The following is a 24,215-nucleotide window of genomic DNA, read 5'->3' as shown; positions in this document are numbered from 1 at the left end:
ATTCGGGCTAATGCGGATGATGATGTTCCCATGCCGGGCTCGCTCCTTCATGGCCATGGGGGTTCACCACGACAACTTCCATTGCTGGGATTCGGCTTACCAGCCCTGGAACTCCGTGCGTGTTGGCCCCAAGCTGGACGTTGTCGGAGTCTGTGAACAGACCTACCACGATCGCCATTTTTTTCCCTTACATCCTCAAATACGCGGAGCCCATAATCAGTGTCGAAACCGCACCGATTCGTGGACGTCGTGTCAGACTGATGCATGCACGGAACTGAATGGCACAGGCATAAGCGATCTCAGCTACATGCGTGTCTCGTAGCCTTTGCGATTCACGCGTGAGAGAAATGCGTTAGCTTGTTCGTCTCCGATGATCTCACGTTTGGTTGGGTCCCAATTCAGTTCGCGTCCCAGGCGGATCGAGATGTTCGCCAAGTGGCACGTCTCGAGCATCCGGTTGTGGGACCAAACATCGGAGATTGGTTGCTTACGAGCACCCATCGCAGCGATGAAGTTGGCAGTGTGATTCTCGCTGACTGGGCCGCCGTAGACTTCTTCCACTGCGTCTTCAGGCAAAGGATTGCTTTCCAACTCCTCGACCGGTTTGCCCGTCAACTTGCCGCGATTGACAAAGAAGCGCCCCTTGGTTCCTTCGAACAAGATGCCATTGTCGCCCTCGCTGGTAATGATCAACGGAATGTCACCGGGCATGTTGACGTGGATCTCGAAATTGGTTGGCGAATTGTATTGATCGCTGACGGTCGGATAGCCATTCTCATATTTCACCGGTAGCGAATAGCTCACGGGTGTGATCTTGCTCGGGCCGGTATCGCTTGCACCTAAAGCCCAGGTCGCAATATCAACATGGTGGGCACCCCAGTCGTTCATTTGACCACCGGAATACTCATACCAGTTACGCCATGCGTAATGACAATTGGTAAAAAGCGGCACACCGCCACCGTAACCTTTCCGCATCTCCGGCAAGGCACGGTATGGCACTTTGGGCGCTGGGCCGAGCCACCTATCCCAATCGAGTCCTTCGGGAACATCAATCGCCGGGATCACCGGCGAGCCTGTGGCACCATTGATTCCACAAGTGACCTTTTTGATCTCGCCAATCCGGCCGTTTCGGATCAACGCGATCGCTTTGAGGAAGCGATGATCGCATTCGGTTCGCTGCATCGTTCCGACCTGGAAGACACGTCCGGTTTGCTTGACAATTTTCTCGATCAACTTGCCTTCGTCGATTGTCAAGGTTAGCGGTTTTTCGCAGTAAACGTCCTTGCCGGCAAGCATCGCTTCGACCGAGATCTTTGTGTGCCAATGATCTGGCGCCGCAATCATGACCGCGTCAATGTCGTCGCGATCGAGAACCTCGCGGTAGTCTTTGTACCCGTCGGCCTTCTTGCCGGTTTTCTTTTCGAGCTTTTCATTGATCGCTCCAAGCACATTGGCGTCGACGTCGGCAAAGGCGGCGAAGTCCGCAAACTTGGTCGATTTGTCCGTGATCGTCCACCCCTGGTTCCGAAGCCCAATGGTGGCGAAAACGGGGCGTTCATTCGGTGAATCTTGGCCACGAGACAGACTGCTGGAACCTACGAAAACGCCGGTCGCCGCAGCAGCGGATGTGGCCTGCAAAAAGTGACGTCGATTTAGTTTGTTGGACGAAGACATTGAGAGACTTTCGAGTAGGAGTCGTTGAAAAAATTAACGGTTGGTTGTGTGATCACGCTGGAGCTATTTGCCAAAATCTTTGAATCGTTCATAAGTCTGCTGTAGTGGATGCGCCTCTTTGCGTCCATGAATCATACTTGCCGTCCACTCTTGGCCGCCACCCCAAGCCCCCGCAGAAGAAAAGGCACAGCCAATTTTGCCGTCTCGCTGTCCCCAATTCTCAATCGGCTGCTGGTCCCACCATTGTTTCATCTGCCAGCTGACGCAGTCGTAGTTGGTCAGTGAGCCGAGTGCAAGTCCGTCGCACCAATCCAGATCGGCGTGGTCGGCCTCGTCAATGCTAGGTAGCCGGACTGCGGCATCGTCAAGTTGCTGCGCATCCCCAGCAACCAACTCCGCCATGCGCTGAGTGTTCTTTGTGTTTGACTGATAGAGAACTGAGATCTTCATCATCGAGAGTTTTGATTAAACGTGATTATAGGTTATCGCTACTGGGACGTAGCGACATGCAATGGCTTTTTGTGAGGGATGGACCCTAAAATAAGAAATTTTTCCTGATTGAGCGTGGAAGCGATGTTTTGATGCAGGGGAATCAGTGTATCCGCTTGATCAGGCGTCATGCACCCCTGCATATCGTCGCGAATGGTTTGACGACACTTCCACAGCTTACGAAGCTTTCGTTTTCCCGCTGTCGTAAGGGACACAATCTTTGCGCGCGAGTCGGTCGGGTGGCAGGCCCGCTGGACAATGTTTAGCGTCTGGCCATCGTGAAGACTTGTCATCACCAAAACGGGCATTTTTCGGATGCTTTCATCGCCGGCTTGGCGAGTCTTTTCTAGCAGTTCAAGTCCGCACAGTTCCGGCATCTCAAGGTCGGTCACCAGCAGGTCCGATGGCTGCTCTTTAATCAGTTCCCAGGCGACCTGGCCGTTCTCCGCGACTCGGCACTCAAACCCGCACGCGCGACGCCATTTGCCAACGATCTCACGCGAAGCACGAACATCGTCAGCAATCACGCATCGTTTGGGTGGGGCAGAATTTGGCATCGTCAGCGAATCGGCGAGAAGGAAGTCAAGGGTCAATTTCAAAGGTGCAATCTCTGTGCCGAAACGGCCGTTTGCAATAAAGACGCAAGCTGCGGATGCCACTTGGCACGCCGATTGCCTACCAATTTATTATGAACAAACCAATCACATTCAACCGAGCGCCCCACACGCAACTCTTCGTCATCGCGGCGTTGTTGCGCGCAGCTCGGAGCCGATGCTTCCTCGCCGACGATCGAAGACGAAACCACCGCAGAGCTGCTGAAAACCCTGTTAATGAGTAGCTACGCTCGCATGGATGACAGGAGTCTCGAAGTTGACATTGAAAACCGCGTGAAAGACAAGTGCCGCGAACCGGCGATGCATCGAGGCGGTGCTATAACGGCTATCACGAAACAACTGAAAGCGAAGTTTGACGACCTGAAGTTGCACAACCGCCAAGACATCCGCCACCGGTCTGCTGGGTTTGATAGTGGAACAACATCACGTTGGTCGGATATGGCATGTCGATGCCGGCATCATCAAGTGCTTCCTCGCTTGACGCACGAGCTTCGATCGACTCGACAGTGCCTTTGTGATCGCCGGATACGATTTGGGCAAGCAACGACGGTGGGCAATGGGAGAACGCGAACATGATTGGCCTTCGCTAATTTGCTTCGTACGGTAACGAAACTCACCAAGAGCTTCGGCATCCACGGTATCGCCGAAAGACTTGGCGTTTCTCGATACGACAAAGCACGGCTTTAACCCATCTATTTCTATTTCGGCAACGCCTTTAAAAAGTCGTCACTGTACCGATAGAGGTAAGATTCGTCTTTGCCAGTTGCCAATTGAATCAGTAGGTTGCGAGCCTTGTGCGCTAAGCCTGTTGCGTTTGTATTGGATTCAAGCACGTCATCCGCCAGACGAATCCCATTCTGGCTCGGCGATGCTTTCCCGATCTGAGTCACAAAACCGCCATTTTGGGCATGCATCGTGCTCAGAATCTCCGTGCTTCGCTGTACGATCTTGATTCGCAATTCCAGGTTGAAGGTCTCGCCGTTGCACTGGATAATATTCAGCAGATTGGCGGTGTTGTAGAGGACGATTGTGTTTTGGTAGTCGGGATCACGAAAGAAGCCGGTTTCCATGTTTTGGCGACTCTGGAAATAACGAATCACACCCGCTCGGAACTTTGGCGAAGTCTGCTGCATCATGCCCGTCCACTCGAGGACATGGATCGCCTTGGCCGTCGCTTCGATAAACGGGCCGTAGTGTGGATTGCGTTTGCTGCTGATGGAATAGAAGAAGCCACCGCTTTCGGGGTCGTAAACTTCGCCCCACCACGCAAAGCAACGATCGAACTGGTAGTCAAGCTCTCGCAATGCCTCCTCCAACTCCTTTTCTGGCTCCGCAGTTCCAGCCGCTTCGTTGACGAGCGTGGGAATCGAAAGCTCACCAATCTCTTGCGTGCTGGCTTCGCTTCCGAATCCTCCAAGCACAATCGTCATCGCGAGGAATGCTGCGAACGGACGGATGGTACGAACGCAGGTGAAGCGATCAGCGGAAGTGTGGTTGAAAAACTCAAATTGGCCATTGTAGATCACGGTGTTAGCCGCGGCGACGAGCATCTCACATCGAGTACGGTTAGCTATTCCCAGTCTATCCTAGTCGAAAGGCGAGTCTGGTTTTACCCGAAAACACTCACCGTACTCGTGATGTTCCGTGATCGCTCTCTTTCCATCGAATCGGCACATAGAAACGTGGCGTAAGCATCCGGCCTGACGTGGGGTCGCCATCCTGCCTGCCATTCGCACGCGATCGGAATTTGCAGGCCAGTAGCGCGTCAACTCGTTATTCTCGGGGTCGCCGCGAATTTGTCGAACGGACTTCCAGTCCGTTCTTTGGGCTCATCCGGCGGAAGCGTGCGCAGGAGGTTTTCGAGGCATCTCTCCGGTGTCCAATCATTGCTGGCAGGAGCTATTTTCACTTGTTACCGTGCAGTTGCCGGGAGAAACGGAGTCGAGCTCTGCAGAGGTGCAACTTGACAAGGGATATCCCGGTCGACGGTGCGCCAAGGGTGCTACCGGTTCCCGGCCGACGACCGTCCGTCGGGGACTCTTTTCTAAGAGATCATTGGACACCGGAGCCATACCTCCAAAAAACCTCGAGCCTGGGTTCCGCGCGCTTCCGTCGGATGAGCCGTTCTTTGTTGATCGGAATAACGGAATGGGAGTCCGTCCTAGCCTAATTCTTGATCCTGACTCACCTCTCGTTTGTTACCGTGGGCGAAGTTCATCAGCCACAGAGAGAATTACCATGTTGAATCTAGAACGCCCTGCCCTAGCCGCACTCGTTCCTGCTTTACTGTTCCTCGTCGCTCCAGTTGATGCAGCCCCGCCCGATTTCTCCTGGCTGCCCTCGGCTCCCAAGCTCCCACCGCCTGAAGGGCAGGTGATTCGGGTGTCGACGGTCGACCAACTCTTCCAGGCTGCAAGTGACATCCGGCCTGGGGGAACTATCCTCGTCGCGGACGGACATTACATGATGCCACGCTACTTCGAGCTGAGGACCGACGACGTCACACTCCGCAGCCAATCGTGTGATCGCCACAAGGTCATTCTAGACGGCGCTGAGAGCAGTTCGTGAAAGACAGCTTCACTGCCTATTGCGCAGTCATCTTCACTCCTGTGAAAACCAGAGGAACGAACAAGCCAGAAGTGTCTGGACCAACAGACGGCCTAGTCACGCAAATACCAAGGCCAGGGTTCTGCACCATGATTCAGGACGTTGTTAGTATGACACTTTGGACACCGAGTCAGAATGAGTTTTCTGGAGAAATGATGTTTGTACGCAAGTCAATGACAGCCGCCTTTGCCGTATTCACGCTGGCCTGGACGGGCATCGCGTTCGCCCCGGAGCTTTCCGCTGTGGAGTCCTCCTCTGGGTTGATCGCAGAGGGGCCTGGCAAGGATCTGCGGCTCTGGTACGACGCTCCTGCCCCGGACAGCAATGCTGGCTGGGTCGATCGTTCAATCCCGATGGGCAATGGCTACATGGGTGCCAACGTGTTTGGTGGCACGGCAAGCGAACGAATCCAGATCACCGAAAACAGCCTGTACGACTCGACGGAAGGCCGAGGCCTTCGCCACGGAGGCCTGAACAACTTTGCCGAGGTCTTTCTCGATTTCGGCCACAACAACGTCAGCAACTACGAGCGGGAACTAAACCTTAGCGAAGGCGTCTCGCATGTGAGGTATCAGCAGGACGGTGTGGAGTACTCGAGAGAATACTTCACCAGCTACCCCGACAAGGTGATGGCGATCCGCTTGAGTGCATCGAAGGCGGGAACGTTGTCGTTCACACTGCGCCCGACCATCCCCTTTTTGGGATCCGGCAAGTCCGGATCTGTTGTCGCGAAGGACGACACGATCACGCTCTCCGGCGTCATGAGCTACTTCAACGTGAAGTATGAGGGCCAGTTTAAGGTCATCCCTGCCGGTGGGACGATGAAGGCCGCCAATACGAAGTCACAAGGAACCATCACCGTTTCGGATGCCGACAGCGCAGTGATTCTGCTCGCGGTCGGAACCAATTACCAGTTCGACCCCAAAGTGTTCCTGACCACAGAGAACGCCGACAAACTATCGAGTTTCCCCCACCCCCACGCCAAAGTGACTCGGTACCTGGGCGATGCGGCGGCGAAGTCGTACCAGCAGTTGCTGGCAAACCATCAAGCAGACTACACGAAGCTTTACGGCCGGGTGAGCCTTGACCTTAGTGCCGCGGAACCGACAATCTGCACCGACGAGCTGATCGATAGCTACCCCGATGGCGAATCGAGCCGCTACCTTGAAGAACTCGCTTTCCAATTCGGGCGTTATCTGCTGATCTGCTCCTCCAGGGCAGGCACGCTCCCGCCTCATCTTCAGGGAATCTGGAACGTCTATAGCGATCCCCCGTGGGCGTCTCAGTACCTGCACGACACCAACCTGCAGATGGCCTACGCGCCAGCCTTCTGTGCCAACATGCCGGAGCTGTTCGAATGCTATCTGGGCTACTTCAACGCCTTCGTGCCTCGGCAGCGCTTGCACGCCACGCAGTACATTAAGGAGTTCAATCCCTCGCAGCTCGACCCAGGTGGAGACAACGGCTGGGCAGGACCGTTCTGGACCAACCCGTACAACGTGCCTGGGAGGTCAATCGTTGCAGGCTTCGGCACAGGTTCGTGGATCGCTCAAATGTTCTGGGACTATTACGACTACACGCGCGATCCGTCCCTGCTGGCGGACAAGGTGTATCCCGTGATGTACGACCAGGCCAACTTTGTATCCCGGTTCGTCAAAGACGTTGACGGCATCCTGCTGGCCAACCCTTCCTCGTCCCCGGAACAAAAACTGCGGAATACAGTTGGTACCACCTTCGACCAGCAGATGTTCTACGAAAACCACCACAACACCTTGACGGCGGCCGAGATCCTGGGACGTAGCGATAGCCGATTGTCCACACTCAAGACCCAGCTACCGCTGCTGGACCCGATCCAGATCGGCAAGTCAGGGCAGATCAAGGAATTTCGTCAGGAGCAGTACTACGGTGAGATTGGCGACCCCGCCCATCGGCACACCTCCATGCTGCTCGGGTTGTACCCGGGCCAATTGATCAACGACACGACCCCGGCCTGGCTGGATGCCGCCAAGGTCAGCCTGACCAAACGCACCAATAAGAGCAATATTGGATGGTCACGCGCCGAGCGGATCGCCATGTGGGCCAGAGTTCACGATGGCGAGGAGGCTTACTCGTTCTACGAGGCGCTGTTGGGCGGAAACTATCTGCACAACCTATTCAACGACCACCGGGGCGGCCCGCTCTTCCAGGCCGACGCGAACTACGGCGCCACGGCCGGTGTCGCCGAGATGCTTCTCCAGAGCCAGGATCACGTCGTGGCCCCGTTGACCGCAATGCCCGCGGCATGGTCGCAGGGCAGCTACCAAGGCCTATTGGCGCGAGGCAACTTCGAGGTCTCGGCACAGTGGACCGGCGGTCACGCTAGTCAGTTGGAAGTCTTGTCCAAATCCGGCGGAGACTTGGACTTGAGGTACCCCAACGTCGCCCAGGCAATGATCAAGACCGCGGAAGGTCAGGCGGTCGACTTCGTTGCCAAGGGCAGTGACCAAGTCCGCATCAAAACCACCAAGGGCCAGACCTATGTAGTCACCGACATCCCGGTCTGCATTCCGGTGATCGCGCCCACGAACCTTAAGATCAACAAGGAATCTGCAATAGATGAGATCCAGCTCTCTTGGACGGGCACCGCGAATGCAGCGTCGTACAAGCTGTACCGCGCGGTCGGCAACGCACCGGACTATGAGCTGATCGCTTCCGATATCACAGTCACCGATTTCGTCTACAAATCCGCCGACCTAGAACAAGTCGACCAGATGACGATCAAGGTCACCGCGGTGCATGCTGATGGCCGCGAGAGCAACCAGGGAGCAACAGTGATTCGGCTGTTGGACCGACCCAGGCGTCAAGCCTTACAGTATGATGACACAGACTCACCCTGCCGCTTGCGGGAGAGTGAAATAAACAATACCCGATGATTCCTGGTGAACTGCTTAGCAGTCGCGTGAAAGAGGTGGGCGAGTGTACAACCGCGAATAAGAAACAGAGCAGTAGACCTGCACGAAATTCGAAAACGAGAAACACCAAACATAAAGGACCATTCGATGAAACTAAGAATACTATTCCCCCTTGTCCTCATGTGCGCCGCACAATTCAGCTACGCCGCTCCGCCGGATAAGCTGCCTGAAGTTCACCTGAAAGAATGGAAGGCGATGAACGAGTCCAAGGCCGAGACCATGCAGTGGTTCAAAGATTCCAAGTTTGGAATGTTTATCCACTGGGGCCTCTATTCGATCCCAGGTGGGGTCTGGGATGGCCAAAAGATCCATGAGATGCGACGTCCACATGTCGCAGAGTGGATACAGCACGCAGCGGAGGTTCCTCGGGCGGAATACGCGCAGTTGGCGAAGTCGTTTAACCCCATCCATTTTGATGCCGAGGCGATTGTCAAGCTCGCGAAAGCCGCGGGCATGAGATACCTCGTCATCACTGCAAAGCATCATGACGGTTTTGCATTGTACGATTCGCGAGTCAGCGATTTTGATGTGATGGACGCAACCCCTTTCAAACGCGACATCATCAGGGAACTGCATGACGCCTGTAAGAAGGAGGGCCTGGCCTTTGGTGTGTATTACTCTCACAACATTGACTGGGCGGATGGTTCCGACTGCCGTGCAGCAGAATACAAGGAGAAGGGGTGGACGATCGAGAATCAAAACCTGGCCTTCGGTGCCAACACATGGGACCCCAGCCCGAATACGTTTCAGGAATACCTGGACAACAAAGCGTATCCACAAGTGAAGGAATTGATGGAGAATTACCCGGACATGAAATGTCTTTGGTATGACATGCCCTGGCGCATGGACGCTGAGCAAAGCTTCAATTTCTATAAGATCGTGTATGACATCCAGCCGCAGATTATCATCACTCATCGAATCGGAAACGGATTTGGCGACTACACCATTCCAGGTGATAACAAGATTCCTGAAAACCTGGATGATCTGAAGAAACCCTGGGAAACCGTTGGCACGTTCAACAACTCTTGGGGGTTCAACGGTTATGACCAGGATTGGAAGTCACCTCAGGAAATCCTCTTTTGGTTGATCGAAATCGTTTCCAAGGGCGGCAACTACATGCTGAACATTGGGCCGACCGGTTTGGGCGGTGTGCCCACCGAGAGCGTTGGCAATTTGCAAGCCGTCGGTGCGTGGCTGGATGTCAACGGCGAGGCCGTTTACGGAACGAGCAAATGGAAGCTCACCAAGGAGGGAATAACTCAACTCAGCATGGGAGGAACGGGGGACCGCGAAAAACGCGGGTTTCAGTTTGATTTCACCGCCGAGGATTTCTGGTTTACGCAGAAGGATGATTCACTGTACGCGATCTCGTTGGTCCCTGCGAAAGAGACAGTAACAGTGAAGTCTTTTGACACAGGCATTGGGAAGGTGAAGTCCGTTGAACTGCTGGGGCACGGCAAGGTGGACTTCAGCCAGGATGAAAATGGGTTAACCGCGACTCTACCCGCTCGCTTGAAGTCTGAGTTGGGTTTTGTCTTGAAGGTGAATCGATAGAAAGCAGGGATCCTCAGGATTTTTCGCAGTTAATCACAACAAGTTGAAAGGAAGAGATTGATGAGAGTTCACACGATTCTTTGCACGCTACTGTTGATCAGCACCGGAACCGCCTCCGGTGCATTACAGCCTCAGTTGGAATTTGCCAACGAGGAGATCCAGGCTTCTCTAGCGACGCGTGGGGAAGAAGCAGAAGTCGTGTTTCGGGTCGACGACTCACTCGACCTCCAAGCTGAAGGATTCATGATCCGCAAAAACGGGGCGGCGATTGTCGTCGCTGGTAAAGATGCGGGCGGCGCCATGTATGGCGGGCTGGACCTGGCGGAGACGATTCGCTCTGAAGGTCTGGCCGGAGTCAAGGACAAGACCCAGAATCCGTATATGCAAATGCGCGGCGTCAAATTCAATATCCCGCTAGATGTTCGTACGCCGAGCTATAGCGATGTGTGCGACGCGGCGCAGGAGAACATTCCCGAAATGTGGAGCATGGAATTTTGGAAGTCGTACATCGATACGCTAGCCAAGTATCGGTACAACTACATTTCGCTTTGGTCAATGCACCCGTTTCCAAGTCTGGTCAAGACGCCTGAGTATCCGGATGTGGCGCTTGACGACGTCAAACGCTCGCGCGGACCGTTCAAGGAGTACTACAGCGGGTTAGGCGTGGGATGGACCGGCCCGGAGTTTCAAGAGGACAACCTTGAGACGGTCAAAGAGATCACCATGGAGGAGAAGATTGAATTTTGGCGGCAGGTCATGACCTATGGCAAGTCGCGAAACGTCGACTTCTACATCGTCACCTGGAACATCTTCGACTACGGCGTCAACGGCAAGTACGGGATCGACGATGACCCGGAGAATGAGACAACGATCGACTATTTCCGGCAGAGCGTCAAAGCCCTGATTTTGACCTACCCGGACTTGGCGGGGATCGGAATCACAACGGGCGAAAACATGGCAGAAAAGGGCGTTCCTCGCAAGCAAGGCGAGCTGTCCCCCGAAGCCCGCGAAGATTGGATGGTGAAGACCTACGCAGCAGGGACGCTGGACGCACTCGAAGCGCAACCGGGCAGGAAGATCCGCTTCATTCACCGTCAGCACATGACCGGAGCGGACATGGTGCTCGAGAAGATGCAGCCTCTGATCCAGCATCCCGACGTGGATTTCATTTTCAGCTTCAAGTACGCCAAGGCCCACGTCTATTCCGCGACGCGCCAGCCGTTCCATGAAGAGTTTGTCCCGACCATCCAAGGCAAGGTGAAGACCATTTGGACGCTGCGGAATGACGATGTGTACCTTCTCCGCTGGGGCGCTCCGGATTTCGTCCGCCAGTTCGTGAAGAACATTCCCTACGATGTTTCGCAAGGCTATTACTATGGTCACGACGGCTTCATCAACGGCCGCGAATTCACGCAACTCGACCATGAATCGCCGCGCCAATTGGAAGTGCAGAAACACTGGCTCCAGTGGATGCTCTGGGGCCGCATGGCCTACAACCCGGACTACTCCAATGACCGAATCATCGCCTTGCTAAACGCGCGATATCCAGAAGTGGACGGTGCCGCATTGCTCGACGCCTGGCAAAAGGCCTCCATGGTCTACCCTCGCGTTACCGGATTCCACTGGGGCAGCTTGGATTTCATGTGGTACATCGAAGGGATGCGTGGAAGCAGTGGGTACGCACGCCAGAAAGGCGCGCGGACTCAATCGGGCTTCCATGATGTGAATACCTTCTTGAATATTCCGCCGCATGAGTATTCGGGGGTTCAATCCATCCAGGACTTCGTCGCCGGCAAGGACGCGCAAGGACAGACGCCGCTGTCGCTCGCCGACCTGATTGAGCGAGATGTCGAGGCGGCGGAGGAGACACTCAAGGAACTGGGTGAAGTCAAGGACAAGGAACTCCGTCTCACCATCGATGACATCAAAACCGTCTGTGAGATGGGGCAGTACTATGCCGACAAAATTCGCGGCGCGACTTACGTCGCTTTAGCTCGCGAAAGCAAGGACAAGGTCGATAAGGACAAGGCGGTCGTCGCACTGACCCGGGCCGCGGATCACTACAAGGCCTATGTCGCCCTGGTGACGGCCAATCACACCAAAGAGGTCTGGTTCAACCGCGTCGGCACGCTGAATTTCAAGGATCAGATCGAAGACGCCATGCTTGACATCGGTTTCGCGAACGAGATTGAGGTGAAGTGATGCGGCCCGCTGATCCGCCGTTCCAGAACATGATGGAGTGCGATGTATGACGCAGGCACAACGACTTGTTGCTTTGCTTGTGATCACCTGTCTCATCTTCGGCAGGGCGTCCGCTCAAGTCTTTCCCGGCAAGCCAGGCTTCGACGCCTACGGCGGCTATCTCAACATCAAGGGAGAAGCGACCGGAAGGTTCCATCTGGAGACCATTAATGACCGGCATTTCCTGGTCACGCCAGAAGGTCACGGATACATCGCGCTAGGAGTGTGTCACACGGGGGAAATCGCGCGGAGCCAGGAGTATTTCCAAGAGCATTGCGCCAGCGACTTGGAGATCGCGAACGGTGAACTCACCACACAGTTCCGCGAGTGGGGCTATAACGGCCTCGGTTACGGCGGGCATAAAAGCACACGCGAAGTGCTCCCCTATTTCGCCGATTGCTTTCCCACCGGGACCAGTTCGTGGCGGGGGAAACAGGTTCGCTTCCCTGACGTGTTCAGCGATGTCTGGAAGAAGAAGGCGCGTCGAGACGTCGAGAACATGCTGAGAACTTCCAGCGAAGACCCGAACTTGATCGGCGTCTACTGGGACGACATCCCCCTCTGGGATTTGAAGCAAGCCAAACGCATGCTCGGAAAAACATGGGTGGACGCCATCCGAGAGCTTCCGGCCGATGCGCCGGGCAAGGTGCGTTACGAGCGGTTTCTTCGTGAGAACGGAGCGGACGCGTCGGATGAAAAGTTCCTAGTGCTGATCGCCAGGGAACTCTACTCCACGCTCGGACCGATTACCAGGGAGTTGGCGCCGGATGCGCTCGTTTTCGGCGAACGCTACGCCGGCTGGGCATTGCCCTGGGAAGTGATCCAGGAGGAGCTTCCGTGGGTTGACGTCGTGTCCGTCCAGCCCGGCGGTTCCCAGTTCCCCGCGCAGGACTTCGAGCGGTTGTACCGCGAAACAAAGAAGCCAATCATGATCTGCGATCACAACATCAGCTTCATGACGCAGGAACACTCGAACGTCATGTGGAACTCCTTACCCGATGCCGCCGGCGCAGGCCGCACGCAAGGAGCCTACTTGGACCAAGCGTTCTCCACGTCCTATCTGATCGGATACTCCAGATGCCAGTATATCGATAAGACGGTCAATGGCGGGCAACTCAAGCAGGGGCTGCTTCAGTCGGATGGAACGCCGTACAAAGAGTGCGTGGATTGGGTGCGGAAGAACAACTGGCGAATTCACCAGCAGTTCATCGGCAAGACCGAAGCAGCGGATTCTCCTACGCCAAGCCCCGGGCACAACGCATGGTACTGGGAATCCGGCGCCAATCTGTTCGTTGCAAATCATAACGTCACGGACAAACAATACACTTCCGACCAGCTTTCCAACTTGCTCAGTGAGTTTCCGGCTGTAACTGCTGTTTACTATCTGGCCCACAATAACGAGGGAGTAGACGTTCATCATCCGAGCGAGATACTCCCCAACCCCAAGGGTTGGGACATGACGGGCGCGTGGAAGCAGGCGTGCGAAGCTTCTGGAAAACGGTTTTGCGTCTACGTGAATTCTCTTGGTCTGCGATTGAATGACAACAATGAGAATCCGGGATGGGTGAGGCGAAAGGCGGATGGGCAACCCTATACTTCAAATGGTCACTGGGCTGTAGGCACTCGCATGTGCGTCAAAAGCAGCCAGGACGAGAATGGCTTTCTGAAAGCCTATTTCCTGCCCCTTATCAAGGAGATGGTCAGTCGCTACGAGCCGGATGGCATCTGGGTCGATGGCGACTGGACGGTCCGAGACAATATCTGCTGGTGCGACAACTGCAAGAAGGCATGGGAGTTGAAGACCGGAAAGACCGCTGTCCCAACAAATCCCAATGATCCCGACTGGCCCGCATGGCAGAGGCTGCATTACGAGCGCTGCGATGAATACTTGAAAACCGTCGCCAATGCGGTTCACTCCATCCATCCGGATTGCTGAACGCTAGGTTGCTCGTCAACAACACGCTGCCTCGCTCGTATCGTTCCGCCAATAACGTGAACAACACCTCCATCTCTTCCCGGCTCTGCTGCACGTAACCCAGGTCGTCGATCATCAGGCCTTCGTAACGCGACAACTGTTTGATGAACTTTTGCAGCCGAAGGTCCCGCTTGGCGATCAGTAGCTGTTGCACTAACAGGCGGCACGTTGTCAGTAGCATGCTTCGACCCTGCTGAACGAGTTGATTCGCAAGTGCACAAAGTGCGTGACTTTTCCCGGCGCCGGGCCGCCCGGTCACCCTGGCAAAGCCTACCCCGGCACGCCCGACTACCCTGTCGTGCATCCAGGCGATTGGGGCGAGAACTGGCCGAGCTACACCGGCATCTTGGATGTTTGGCCGCTAACCAACGAAGTCGAATAACCTTGGTCGCCGATCGAATTAGCGCCACGGCTGCATTGGACAATCCAATGCAGCAATTTTTTTTGGTTCCCAATTGGTCAATCACGTTCCGCTGCCATTTGGGGGCCGAGTTTTCGGGCTATCGGCTTGAGCCTTGCGATTCGAGTGCTGATACGAGCAACTGGGTCTTGGAATTCGGCTCAGCGGATTGTTTTGCGATTTGAACATGCGTTTCGGCCGCGTCAAGATTGCCGGCGTCGATGTCGAGGATCGCGAGGTTGTGATGGGCGGCGGATCGGCCGTGGGCTTGTTGAAACTGTTGCATCGCTGCTGCGCGGTCGCCTTGCCGATAATGAATCATGGCGAGGGTGCTTCGTAGGCGAACATTGTCGGGAGCTTTTTGCAATCCTCGCTCTGCCTCGGTGATTGCTTCTTCGAAACGACCGGCCTCCATCAAGGTCCAAGCGAAATTGTTCGATAGCTCGATATCGTCTGGCGTGCGGGTGACGCATCGTTGGTATCGCTGGATCGCAGCGTCTTGATTGCCGACGTCTGCGTACAAGGGTGCAAGTTCCGCATCGAACGGCGCGGCAGCTGGATCGAGTTGTTCGGCACGTTCGTAAAGCTTCATGGCTTCCGTGGCGTGGCCTTGCGAGGCGACGGTCTTGGCGGTTTCGAGGCACAGCGATCTTTCACTGGGAATCGCTTCGCGTCTGTTCTTTGCTTCACTTTGCGATGAAGCCGCGAGCGGTTTCAAAAAGGCCGATTCGCGGTTCTTTTTGATGCCGCCACATCCGCTCGATAGCGGAAGAGCTAACGAAAAAAAGATCAGGTTACGAAACCAGCGGCTCTTGCTGAGGCACATTCTCATCAAAAGATGCCTCCCGGCAAGTTGCCGCCGAAGCCGCCCTGGCCGGACGGTCGCGAAATAGGTGCTCCCGTGCCCGTCGACGAGCCGCGGACGTTTCCGAATCCGCCTGCGACTCGTTCGGCTTGAGGGCCTCGTAGTCCCAGTGCCGCGGGCGTGGCGACTTCGACCATCGGCGAGGCGACGCCAAAGGATGCCAGTTGAACACTAACGGCGTCTATTCGCTCGGCGTCCAGGGCAGCATCACCCGATGGTTCAATCAACGCGGTTTGCCTGGCTGCCAAACCGCTGTTGACATTGCGAGCCATCCGGTCGCCCGCGCCCGGTGACAGATTTGCGCTCGTTCCGATGAAGTCGGCTTGATACAGCACGGTCTGATCGGCGACCGCACTGCTGACTCCGGCCGTTTGCCAATCGCAAACTTTCGCGCCTGCAGGTTCAGGAATGGCCCCCGCTGGAACGTCGGCACAACAATCAACACCGAGGATTCCGCCACGCGAGGCACAACCAAGTGCTGTCATCGAAGCAATTGCTAAGCCACACACTGAAATTCGAATCATCTTGATACTATTGAACATGAGGACCTCGCTGAATCATTTTGCGAAGCGACGAACCGTCCATCGATCCGTCTGCCCCGATCGGCTCGCCCATTTTGATCGGTTGCATCGAATCGACGGAAGTGGTTGGCATTGCGGGTTGCTGACCAGAGCGTGTTGCCGTGTGGGGAACCGGTGCTGGTCGAGGACAGCAACGATCGGTCGGCCCGACTTCGCCGATCATGAAGAGCTCGGGGCAACAGTGTTCCGCTCGTTTCTGTCGGGCATAGTCCGTACGAACCGAAGAGCGATAATCCCTCGAGCGGCGACTTTCCAAGCGATTGGCGATGAAGAATTCGATGTCGGTGGGTTCGTGAACATCGCTGCCGGGTAGTGCCGGGCCTTCGCAAGCGTCAACGGGCGCGACCAAGTGTGGTGTAACAAGGATCACCAGTTCCTGTTCACCGCTGCTGCTACGGTTCACCCCGCCTGTCGCTCCGATAATGGGCAAGTCGCCCCAGAACGGAACGCGATCGGTACTGGCTCCGTAGTTGGTTTGCAGTAGTCCGGCGACCGCAATGGTTTGTCCGCTTCGGAGTTGCACCGTCGTCGAAAAGTTCCGACTGTTCAAACCCGAAACCTGGGTCCCACCGCCTCCGCCACCGATGCTTGTCCCCAAAGACTCATCACGAGTGCTGACCTCGGCGTTCATCCGCAATCGAATCACGTCCCGATCCTGGATGAACGGAGTGAACTGCAATTGCACACCGAAGGGAACAAACGAGACGCCTTGCAGATTGTTGCCGACTCCGCCGCTGCTGATGATCGGAATGGGGAACTGACCACCGGCTTGGAAATCGGCGGGCTGGCCATTCATGGCAACCAAGTTCGGCTCCGCCAACGTTCGAGAAAGATTCATCCGCCGGAGTGCTTCAATGGCCAACCGGACTTGGCCCATGTCCAGCGACGCGAGAATGTTCGCACCGGATTGGTTTTGCGTGCTGACGAGGTTGCCGGTCAAAGACTGAAAAACCGTCAAGCCATTGTCATTGTCGATGCCAAAGTTGAGCCCAATGCTGCGAGCGGCACTTCGGTTCACTTCCGCAACGGTGACTTTCAACATCACTTGTTGCTCGCCGACGATCTTCATTTGGTTGATGATGCCGGCTTGAGCCAGAGCAATGGGGTCAATGATACGTTTCACAAAAGCATCGTCGGTTTCGTACAATGCCGTTGCCTCCGCCGATTGAAAGTTTTCGGCTTGCAAAAGCGATGTTTGCTGAACGGTCGGTGAGATCCCGGGACTGACACCACGAGCTCCGGTCAGAATCTGCAGGATCTGCGACATTTCAATCGCGTCGGATGCTTGCCCGCGAACGATCAAGCGATCGGCGATTTCATCGAGTTCGACAAAGCTATTCGGAAACTTATCGTTCAATTCCGCTTCAAGGTCACCGACCGGTTTGGCAAGAATCGGATCCTCATAGACCCGCACCAAGTAGCTGACGACGCTTTGACCGCTTGGTGCATCGTTGTCTTCGAACCACAGCATCAACGTCGTGGTCCCCGGCTGAACTCCTGTCACAGCCAGTTCACGTCCAGTTTCTTGGTCGATGATTTCGGTGCGAATCGTGTCCTCGTCGGGGACATAGATTCGCGCCGGAGTATCGGCAAGTCGCAGGACTTTCGGACGACCGAGCACCAGCGAAAGTGGTATCTCGGGATCGATTTCAGATTCCACAAAGCGACTTGCTCGTCGCTTGGCCGCATCGCTGGGCGGCGGCAAAATCAATTCGGACGGCAATCCTGATTGAATTCGGGAAGGCCCAACATCCGGGATCGGCCGCCACGGAATTGCACGATCACCACGAGGGTCTCCCAACGGTGGACTGATTGGTCCGGGGCCATTGGCTTGCAGATTGTTTTCCGGCAATCGAACCGACCCGCGATCTTGGGCAAACGACCGCGTCGCTGACATCACGATCCACGCCACAATCAGCGCCACCACAACGCGACAAAGCGGCGAAATCAGCGGCATTGCCGACATAGGGGTCATGAAACGTCTTCCGTGAATGGACTACAAGTTGATCTGCCAAAAAAGCTCGCCCCAATCGACGTAGCATCAGCAGGAGGGGTCCGACCACAGGACAATCCTTACAATCGGCACAATCGGAAGACAACTTGAGCCATTCAGATGGTCGCGACTCGCTGACCAATCGCAAGCTTCCTACAGTTTGCGGCGCTTTCGAGCACAAATTTGGCCTCACGCGGCCCCATTACGACACGCCACGGTGGCAGGTGATCGACGACAGACAACACTTTCCCACTTTGATCCACAAATGCGACGGAGATGCTCATACGCATCAAGAAGGTGTGAACCGACTTGCATGGGCGAATGAGTATCGCTTCGTCGATCCCCATTTTTCTTCGCCCAAGCAACCCCACTGCGCGAGATCGGAACGTGTCCGCGATAAGCAGTCGATCGAAGAGCACTTCGCCAGTCTCAACATCAATGAGCTTGCTCACGATCCTCCACCGCCCGTCAACGAATCGACAATTCGCAATAGCTGAGTGAAGAAAGGACCAAGAGGCCAAACGAACAGGCCGGGCAGAAAACAGACAACCAACGGTACGACTCGTTTGGTCGCCAATGACTGAGCGAATGCCATCGACTTTTCGCGACGCTCAGCTCGGACGTCTTCAGCCTGCAATCGCAACGTCTCTGATACGCTGGCTCCCATTTGTTCCGATTGAATCATCGCGGCGGTAAATCGAGTGAGTGATGGAACTTCGAGCCGACCTGCCAACCTGCGAAAAGCAACACTCCGCCGCATCCCACCCAGCAAATCACGTTGAAAGCCTCGACACGCGCTCGCCAACACACGATCCGGTCGTTGAGTCCTCTGCCAACGATCCAATGCCGCATCGAACCCGAGTCCACCTTCCGAGAGCGTTGCCCACAGGTCCATTGCGAGCGGCAGGTCACGCGACACCTGAGCGATCCGAGAACGGCGAGATGCACGCACGACCAGAATTGGCAGTGCAGTTACCATGACAGCGATCAGCCAGGGCGAAACAATCACCACCGGAGCCAGCATCCCTGACAGGCCGCCGGGAACCGATTCGATCCCTTCTAGAAAAACTCGCTGTAGACCTGACCACCGAAACAGCAACGCGCAGAGAATCCCCCCCACAAGCATCACGATTGTCAACACAACCAGCAACGTGCCCGCAGCAGGAGCCCCATATCCGGCCAGCATCATGCGCCGCTTCAGCCAACCGATTCGGCTCTCATCCATTTCAGGAGAGTCAGAGCGAGCCATCTCCCGCTGCAAACGGTCAATCGCCTCGCCATGCCGTTGGTACCTTCGCCAAACGGCATAGCAGACCAGTACGATCCCCATCCATAGGGCAACGACGATCATGACTCGGAATTGAACACTCATGCTTTTGGCCTACTGATTGCGTTCATCCAAACGATCCCAACGGCCTGCAACACGATCGTGGCCGCGATGGCTGCTGAACCAAGCGAACTGCTAGCGAATTCTTTCATCACATCCGGTCGGTCCAGCCACAACACCAACGCCACAAAATAGATCAGCAACAAAACCGCGATCGTCGAGAATTGGCTTTGTGCGATATTGCTACGAATCCGACGAGCGACCTCTTGCCGGTCCCGAGCGACTCGTCCGACGGAAGCCAGCACGGGAGCAAGCGATCCACCGGTTTCCCAGTGAACGCTCATCGTCGTGGCGAACAATTCCATTACATCGATCGGCATCCGTCGCGATAGCTCACGAAAAACGCTGCTTCCCGAATCGCCAAGCTGGATTCGTCGCACACACCAATTGATTTGATCCCGCAGAGGCGACGCAGTCACCTCGGACGCAGCCGCCAGTGCCGCCGACGCTCCGGCTCCACTGCGCAGCATCGGAATCATCATGTCCAGTAAATCAATCAACTGCCGTTCGATCCGGCTGAGTCGCCAAGCATGCCACCCGGATTCAAGTTGTGCCAGCAACAAAGCGATCACCATTCCGATCGCGACGACAATCGAGATGGGAATCGAAGTCAACAGACCAAGCGTCAAGGAAATCAACGCACCAACCATGTAGGGCAAAAAGCGTAGTGGACGCGAGAGCGGTTGAATGATCTGCCGACGGTCCGCACGTGCTGAACTCGCCTCGACTTGCGACGCCACGTTCGTCGGCGAAAGCAACGCGATGCTATCACCAAGCCGATTGCCTGCGGAGGCACCGGCGAGTGAACGACGCAGTGCAAGCGTCGCACCCGCGAGCACGAACAGCGTGACCGCCAAGATCAGCAGCACCATCATGACGTCGAACGCCCCCCGTCCTCAAACCAAGAGGTCGGCACATCGATCGCGCGGGCGTGCAGTTTTTCGACCAAACGCGGTACGGTTCCCGTTGCAACGTGCGTGCCCTGCAAACGCTTTCCTTTGCGACCCGAGACGTTGAACCGAAAGATTTGTTGTAACTGTGGCGTGTTGCCTTCCAACCCCACCAATTCATCGACGGACTCAACGCGTCGCACACCGTCTTCATAGCGTCGGACGTGGAAGATCAGATCAATCGCCGAGACAATTTGTTCACGAATTGCGGTCGGCGGCAACTCCATGCCGCTCATCAACACCATCGTCGACAATCGCGAGATCGCATCGCGAGGACTGTTCGCGTGAACTGTCGTCAACGAACCATCGTGCCCCGTGTTCATGGCTTGCAGCATGTCCAGCGTTTCATCGGCGCGAACTTCGCCGACAATGATGCGATCAGGCCGCATCCGCAATGCGTTGACGACCAAGTCGCGAGCCGCGATCTTGCCACGCCCTTCGACATTCGCCGGTCGCGTTTCCATGCGGACCACATGCAGTTGATCCAGCACCAATTCCGCGGCGTCTTCGATTGTCACCACACGTTCGTCATCAGGGATACTCTCGCAGATCGCACCCAAAAAAGTACTCTTGCCGCTGCCAGTGCCGCCACTGATCAGTATGTTCAAGCGGGACCGAACGGCGACAGCAAAGAAATCCGCCATCGTTTCATTGAACATGCCCAGTCGTTGCAATTCCTCCCCGCGCAAGCGACGGCGGCCGAATCGACGAATCGACAGCGTCGGCCCGTCCAAGGTCACCGGAGGCAGTGTTGCATTGACGCGGCTACCATCAGGAAGTCGTGCATCCACCATCGGCTGCGACTCATCGATCCGACGTCCCACGCGGGTCGCGATCCGCTGAATGATTCGCGTCAGGTGGTCATCATCGCGAAACTCGACTTCGGTGAGCTCGAGTTTACCGTAACGTTCCACAAAAACATGATGCGGACCGTTGACCAAAATATCGGTGACGGACGGGTCAGCCATCAACGGCGCCAGCGGCCCCAGCCCGAGCGTTTCCTCCAACAAGTCGTCCGCCAGCCGTGACCGTTCCGAATCGTTCAGCGGCAACTGCTCGCTGGCAGCAATGTCTGCCACAAAGGCATCGACTTCTTGCTTGAGTTGTTCGTTGTCAGCGGTCAACAACCCACGTCGATCGAGATCATCAAGTAACTGACCATGCAATCGCCCCTTCACCGTCACCGCTCGACCACGACGTGCCGGATCAGTGGCTTGCTTGGCCGTATCCTCGCTGAGTCGTTCCGGTTGCGACTTGCCGGTCGTCAACCGCGTCGGACGTCCAACCTTTCCCAGCCGAGCTCTTAGATTCGAATCATCCATCGCAATCAACCCGCGGCCGATGACGCAGGTTCCTCCTTGGTTCCCGGTGAACGGGTGCCGGGTGAACGGGTTCCAGGTGAATTGGGCTGGACAACCGTCGGCCTGACCGCCGAAGCGTCAGTGCCCGTACGCTTGCGCAATTCATCCGCCAACTTTCGCATCGCTCCACCAACGCCCCACCATCCACGCGTCAAGATCACGGGGCGGCCCAGGTTCGCGGCTTCCAGAACACGACGATCGTATTTGATGATCGCAGCGACCGGCTCCCCGAGTTGCTCAGCGACTTCGGCAGCGGACAAACTGCCCGCACAACGTTGAAACCGATTCAGGATCAACGAGCGGCGATCTCGGCGGACATCCAACTGGTCCAATGTCTTCAGCATCGCCGCGGTTCCTGTCAGCGTTGGGACAACGTTCTCCGTCACCACAGCGACATGATCCGCTCGGTCGAAAATGGCCAACGTCGTCGCATCCAGCAGGGGAAACGAATCGACGATCACCACATCGAACGCTGCTTTTGCGACGCCTAGAATGATCGACATGCAAGTGTCGTCCACTTCCGATGCATCGGCTGGCGTCGGCGGAGCCGCCAGAACGTGCAACCCCGATTCATGCCGCGTCGTGACTTCCCGCAGCATCGTGGCATCCAGTCGATCCCGCATCGCGGCCACATCGGCGATCGTCATGTCTGGCGTCAGGTCCAACAACGAAGCCGCGACCCCCAATTGCAGCGAAGCGTCAACCAGCAAGACTCGCTGGTTCGTCGTCGCGGCCCAATGAACGGCGGTGTTGATGGCGATCGTTGATTTTCCGACACCTCCCTTGGTACTGGCGACCGCCAACAGCTTTCCGCGACGCCCCGATTCCGGCCGAGACTTAACAACGCGTCGAATCACACCGGCCAGCTCTCCCGCACTTGCCGGACGCCGCAGAAAATCTCGAAACCCGATCCGAACGGCTTCGACCAACACCCCATCACTGGGGTCCGCATCGTCATCCAAGATACCGATGATGGGGCAAGTGATTTCGTGCACTTCGATCGCGTGTTGCCAGGCGTGAAGCGACTCGCGTGATCCCGACAACTCGACGAGCAACAAATTCGGTGCATCGTGCCGCATATGGTGTATCGCGGATGACAGATCGGAACAAAAATCGACAGAAGCATCACCATCGAGGGCGGAAGCGGCCGCTTCCAGTTCGACCTCGAGCGAGTCCGATTGAACGACGGCAAGAAACTGCGTCATGGGGTAACTCCTTGGATCTGTTGGCTGCGGACAAGCGTTGGGGCACGAACCACCTGCCTTTCCCCTAGATTCGTCAACCAAAAGCTGGTCACCTGTGATGCGAGCTCACGAGCTCGAGTGTCATAATGCAACGTCGGAAAAGCGGCATCGAAGTCAGTCGTGAAATTGACGTCACCGTCAGCGTTTTCAAAACGCAAAATGTCAACTCGAAATCCGTCCCCTTCTTCTACAACATTCGCAAAGACGAACCCGACGACGACCTCGACAATGTCGCCATCACTATCTTTAAATCTTGCACTAACTGAGTAGATCTGCGATTCGTCTGGCAACGCCGAATCAGGCGCGTTGGTGACTCGGTGACCGATCGACAGCGGATTGCCATTTTCAAATTCTGAATCGTATTCTTCAAGCTGCTTCAACGATTCCACTAGGAAAGAATCCGCAAAACTCGAAGCCTCCCACTCCGTGTAGTCGAAGGCCAGTTGGTTTGCTGCTGGCAATCCAACTGGATTCTCAAACTCTCGGCCGATTGCCACCACTGGTAAAATCTTCGCGATCGACTCACTACGAACGGCGACACCCCGACCTTTCAATCCAAAGTCGAGTAGCGAACCGCGACTCCACAGGTACGTCAGTCTCTCAGCCGAAGTGCCACCAGCGATTCCTTCCTCACCGGTTCGACGAAGGCGAACCAAAATCGAATTCGGATCATCAACGCTTGGTTCGAACGCCGGACTGCGGTCGTATCCAATGGGCTGGCCGGGTAAATCGTCAGGCACCTTGCCAGTCACATACTCACCGAGCACGATGTCGCCCGCGATGTCGTTGTCGACATTGGGATCCAGCATCGGGCGAACGGGATCGCCGAGCGTGTCGCGGTTGATCGTTTGGGCACTCTCCGGTTTGCCATCATCATTGAGATCGTAACCGTCTTCGAGCTCGATGCGATGCGGGCCCCAACTCTCGGACATCTCGGCCGCGCGACGAACGACGGCATCACGTGTCGCCATCTCATCAGCCCCAGCCCCGATCGCCAAATGCCAACCACCTTCGATCGCAGCGGCATCGGAAACCGATTGCATGTGAGCCTGAGTCAGACGAGCCATTCCGATATCGATCAGCAACCCCGCGATCGCGATCAGCGCGAACAACAACATCACGACCAAGATCATGACAGCACCATTCTTATGGTCATGTGATCGTAGTGGACCTTGAATAACGGCTCCCCTCGCCCCGCTTCGGGGAGAGGGGCTGGGGGTGAGGGGCTCGGCCGCTATCTTCGTGTAGGCAGGCCCCCTCATCCCCAGCCCTTCTCCCCCGCAAAGCCGGGGGAGAAGGGTGCCAGTGCATTTGTCATTCGCGTGGGTG

At 56.0% G+C, this 24,215-nt stretch carries 21 protein-coding genes and 1 pseudogene; 7 read left to right on the top strand and 15 right to left on the bottom strand.

Annotated elements, in window-relative coordinates; genetic code table 11:
• The first annotated feature begins 10 nt into the window (after positions 1 to 10).
• On the top strand, positions 11 to 322 hold the full coding sequence (locus Poly41_RS35845) for an alpha-L-fucosidase (protein WP_146531037.1): 312 nt from the start codon (positions 11 to 13) through the stop codon (positions 320 to 322).
• Here Poly41_RS35845 and Poly41_RS29895 read toward each other — a convergent pair.
• The 5 genes from Poly41_RS29895 to Poly41_RS29875 form a co-directional block, all read right to left on the bottom strand.
• The gene (locus Poly41_RS29895; protein ID WP_146531036.1) at positions 304 to 1,674 is read right to left on the bottom strand and encodes a Gfo/Idh/MocA family protein; all 1,371 of its coding nucleotides are present in this window, start codon (positions 1,672 to 1,674) and stop codon (positions 304 to 306) included. The genes Poly41_RS35845 and Poly41_RS29895 overlap by 19 nt on opposite strands.
• A gap of 63 nt (positions 1,675 to 1,737) precedes the next feature.
• A complete protein-coding gene (locus Poly41_RS29890) occupies positions 1,738 to 2,127 on the bottom strand; it encodes a flavodoxin family protein (protein ID WP_146531035.1) in 390 nt (129 codons plus the stop codon).
• 35 nt (positions 2,128 to 2,162) lie between these two features.
• Positions 2,163 to 2,720 carry a response regulator gene (locus Poly41_RS29885; protein WP_231616067.1) on the bottom strand — a complete coding sequence of 186 codons (558 nt, stop codon included), beginning with the start codon at positions 2,718 to 2,720 and terminating at the stop codon, positions 2,163 to 2,165.
• 385 nt (positions 2,721 to 3,105) lie between these two features.
• Entirely contained in the window at positions 3,106 to 3,351 is a 246-nt protein-coding gene (locus Poly41_RS29880; protein ID WP_146531033.1) for a hypothetical protein, read from the bottom strand.
• Between the two features lie 124 nt (positions 3,352 to 3,475).
• A complete protein-coding gene (locus Poly41_RS29875; protein WP_146531032.1) occupies positions 3,476 to 4,327 on the bottom strand; it encodes a hypothetical protein in 852 nt (283 codons plus the stop codon).
• A gap of 688 nt (positions 4,328 to 5,015) precedes the next feature.
• Here Poly41_RS29875 and Poly41_RS29870 point away from each other — a divergent pair.
• The 5 genes from Poly41_RS29870 to Poly41_RS35555 all read left to right on the top strand — a co-directional run bounded on the left by Poly41_RS29870 (position 5,016) and on the right by Poly41_RS35555 (position 14,066).
• On the top strand, positions 5,016 to 5,345 hold the full coding sequence (locus Poly41_RS29870) for a hypothetical protein (RefSeq protein WP_146531031.1): 330 nt from the start codon (positions 5,016 to 5,018) through the stop codon (positions 5,343 to 5,345).
• A 128-nt stretch (positions 5,346 to 5,473) separates the two neighbouring features.
• Positions 5,474 to 8,296 (top strand): glycoside hydrolase family 95 protein, encoded by a 2,823-nt coding sequence (locus Poly41_RS29865; RefSeq protein ID WP_231616066.1) that lies wholly within the window; start codon positions 5,474 to 5,476, stop codon positions 8,294 to 8,296.
• 126 nt (positions 8,297 to 8,422) lie between these two features.
• Entirely contained in the window at positions 8,423 to 9,889 is a 1,467-nt protein-coding gene (locus tag Poly41_RS29860) for an alpha-L-fucosidase (RefSeq protein ID WP_146531030.1), read from the top strand.
• A 60-nt stretch (positions 9,890 to 9,949) separates the two neighbouring features.
• Positions 9,950 to 12,091, top strand: a complete 2,142-nt coding sequence (locus tag Poly41_RS29855; protein WP_146531029.1) for a beta-N-acetylhexosaminidase family protein — start codon at positions 9,950 to 9,952, stop codon at positions 12,089 to 12,091.
• Positions 12,092 to 12,137: 46 nt separating this feature from the next.
• Positions 12,138 to 14,066: an alpha-L-fucosidase gene (locus Poly41_RS35555; RefSeq protein ID WP_146531028.1), complete on the top strand. Its 1,929-nt coding sequence runs from the start codon at positions 12,138 to 12,140 to the stop codon at positions 14,064 to 14,066.
• Between the two features lie 52 nt (positions 14,067 to 14,118).
• Here Poly41_RS35555 and Poly41_RS35840 read toward each other — a convergent pair.
• A pseudogene (locus Poly41_RS35840) lies at positions 14,119 to 14,364 on the bottom strand (ATP-binding protein); the annotation flags it as partial.
• Here Poly41_RS35840 and Poly41_RS34535 point away from each other — a divergent pair.
• The gene (locus tag Poly41_RS34535; RefSeq protein WP_197231849.1) at positions 14,332 to 14,487 is read left to right on the top strand and encodes a hypothetical protein; all 156 of its coding nucleotides are present in this window, start codon (positions 14,332 to 14,334) and stop codon (positions 14,485 to 14,487) included. The pseudogene Poly41_RS35840 and the gene Poly41_RS34535 overlap by 33 nt on opposite strands.
• 118 nt (positions 14,488 to 14,605) lie before the next feature.
• Here Poly41_RS34535 and Poly41_RS29840 read toward each other — a convergent pair whose 3' ends face one another.
• The 9 genes from Poly41_RS29840 to Poly41_RS29800 form a co-directional block, all read right to left on the bottom strand.
• Positions 14,606 to 15,337, bottom strand: coding sequence for a tetratricopeptide repeat protein (locus Poly41_RS29840; RefSeq protein ID WP_231616065.1), 732 nt, complete (start codon positions 15,335 to 15,337; stop codon positions 14,606 to 14,608).
• A complete protein-coding gene (locus Poly41_RS29835; RefSeq protein WP_146531026.1) occupies positions 15,337 to 15,894 on the bottom strand; it encodes a hypothetical protein in 558 nt (185 codons plus the stop codon). Before Poly41_RS29835 ends, Poly41_RS29840 begins: the two co-directional genes overlap by 1 nt.
• Before the next feature lie 7 nt (positions 15,895 to 15,901).
• Positions 15,902 to 17,908, bottom strand: a complete 2,007-nt coding sequence (locus Poly41_RS29830; protein WP_146531103.1) for a type II and III secretion system protein family protein — start codon at positions 17,906 to 17,908, stop codon at positions 15,902 to 15,904.
• Between the two features lie 152 nt (positions 17,909 to 18,060).
• Positions 18,061 to 18,396 (bottom strand): DUF192 domain-containing protein, encoded by a 336-nt coding sequence (locus Poly41_RS29825; RefSeq protein WP_197231829.1) that lies wholly within the window; start codon positions 18,394 to 18,396, stop codon positions 18,061 to 18,063.
• Positions 18,393 to 19,316 (bottom strand): type II secretion system F family protein, encoded by a 924-nt coding sequence (locus tag Poly41_RS29820; RefSeq protein ID WP_146531024.1) that lies wholly within the window; start codon positions 19,314 to 19,316, stop codon positions 18,393 to 18,395. The genes Poly41_RS29825 and Poly41_RS29820 overlap by 4 nt, the downstream gene beginning before the upstream one ends.
• Positions 19,313 to 20,206, bottom strand: coding sequence for a type II secretion system F family protein (locus tag Poly41_RS29815; protein WP_146531023.1), 894 nt, complete (start codon positions 20,204 to 20,206; stop codon positions 19,313 to 19,315). Before Poly41_RS29815 ends, Poly41_RS29820 begins: the two co-directional genes overlap by 4 nt.
• Complete coding sequence (locus Poly41_RS29810; protein ID WP_146531022.1) at positions 20,203 to 21,603, bottom strand: CpaF family protein; 1,401 nt, start codon at positions 21,601 to 21,603, stop codon at positions 20,203 to 20,205. The genes Poly41_RS29815 and Poly41_RS29810 overlap by 4 nt, the downstream gene beginning before the upstream one ends.
• Positions 21,604 to 21,608: 5 nt before the next feature.
• On the bottom strand, positions 21,609 to 22,847 hold the full coding sequence (locus Poly41_RS29805) for an AAA family ATPase (protein WP_231616063.1): 1,239 nt from the start codon (positions 22,845 to 22,847) through the stop codon (positions 21,609 to 21,611).
• Positions 22,844 to 24,019 (bottom strand): pilus assembly protein TadG-related protein, encoded by a 1,176-nt coding sequence (locus Poly41_RS29800; protein WP_146531021.1) that lies wholly within the window; start codon positions 24,017 to 24,019, stop codon positions 22,844 to 22,846. The genes Poly41_RS29805 and Poly41_RS29800 overlap by 4 nt, the downstream gene beginning before the upstream one ends.
• Positions 24,020 to 24,215 lie beyond the last annotated feature (196 nt).

This window comes from Novipirellula artificiosorum (assembly GCF_007860135.1).
Lineage (GTDB): Bacteria > Planctomycetota > Planctomycetia > Pirellulales > Pirellulaceae > Novipirellula_A > Novipirellula_A artificiosorum.
This window is presented reverse-complemented; position numbering and strand designations above follow the sequence as displayed.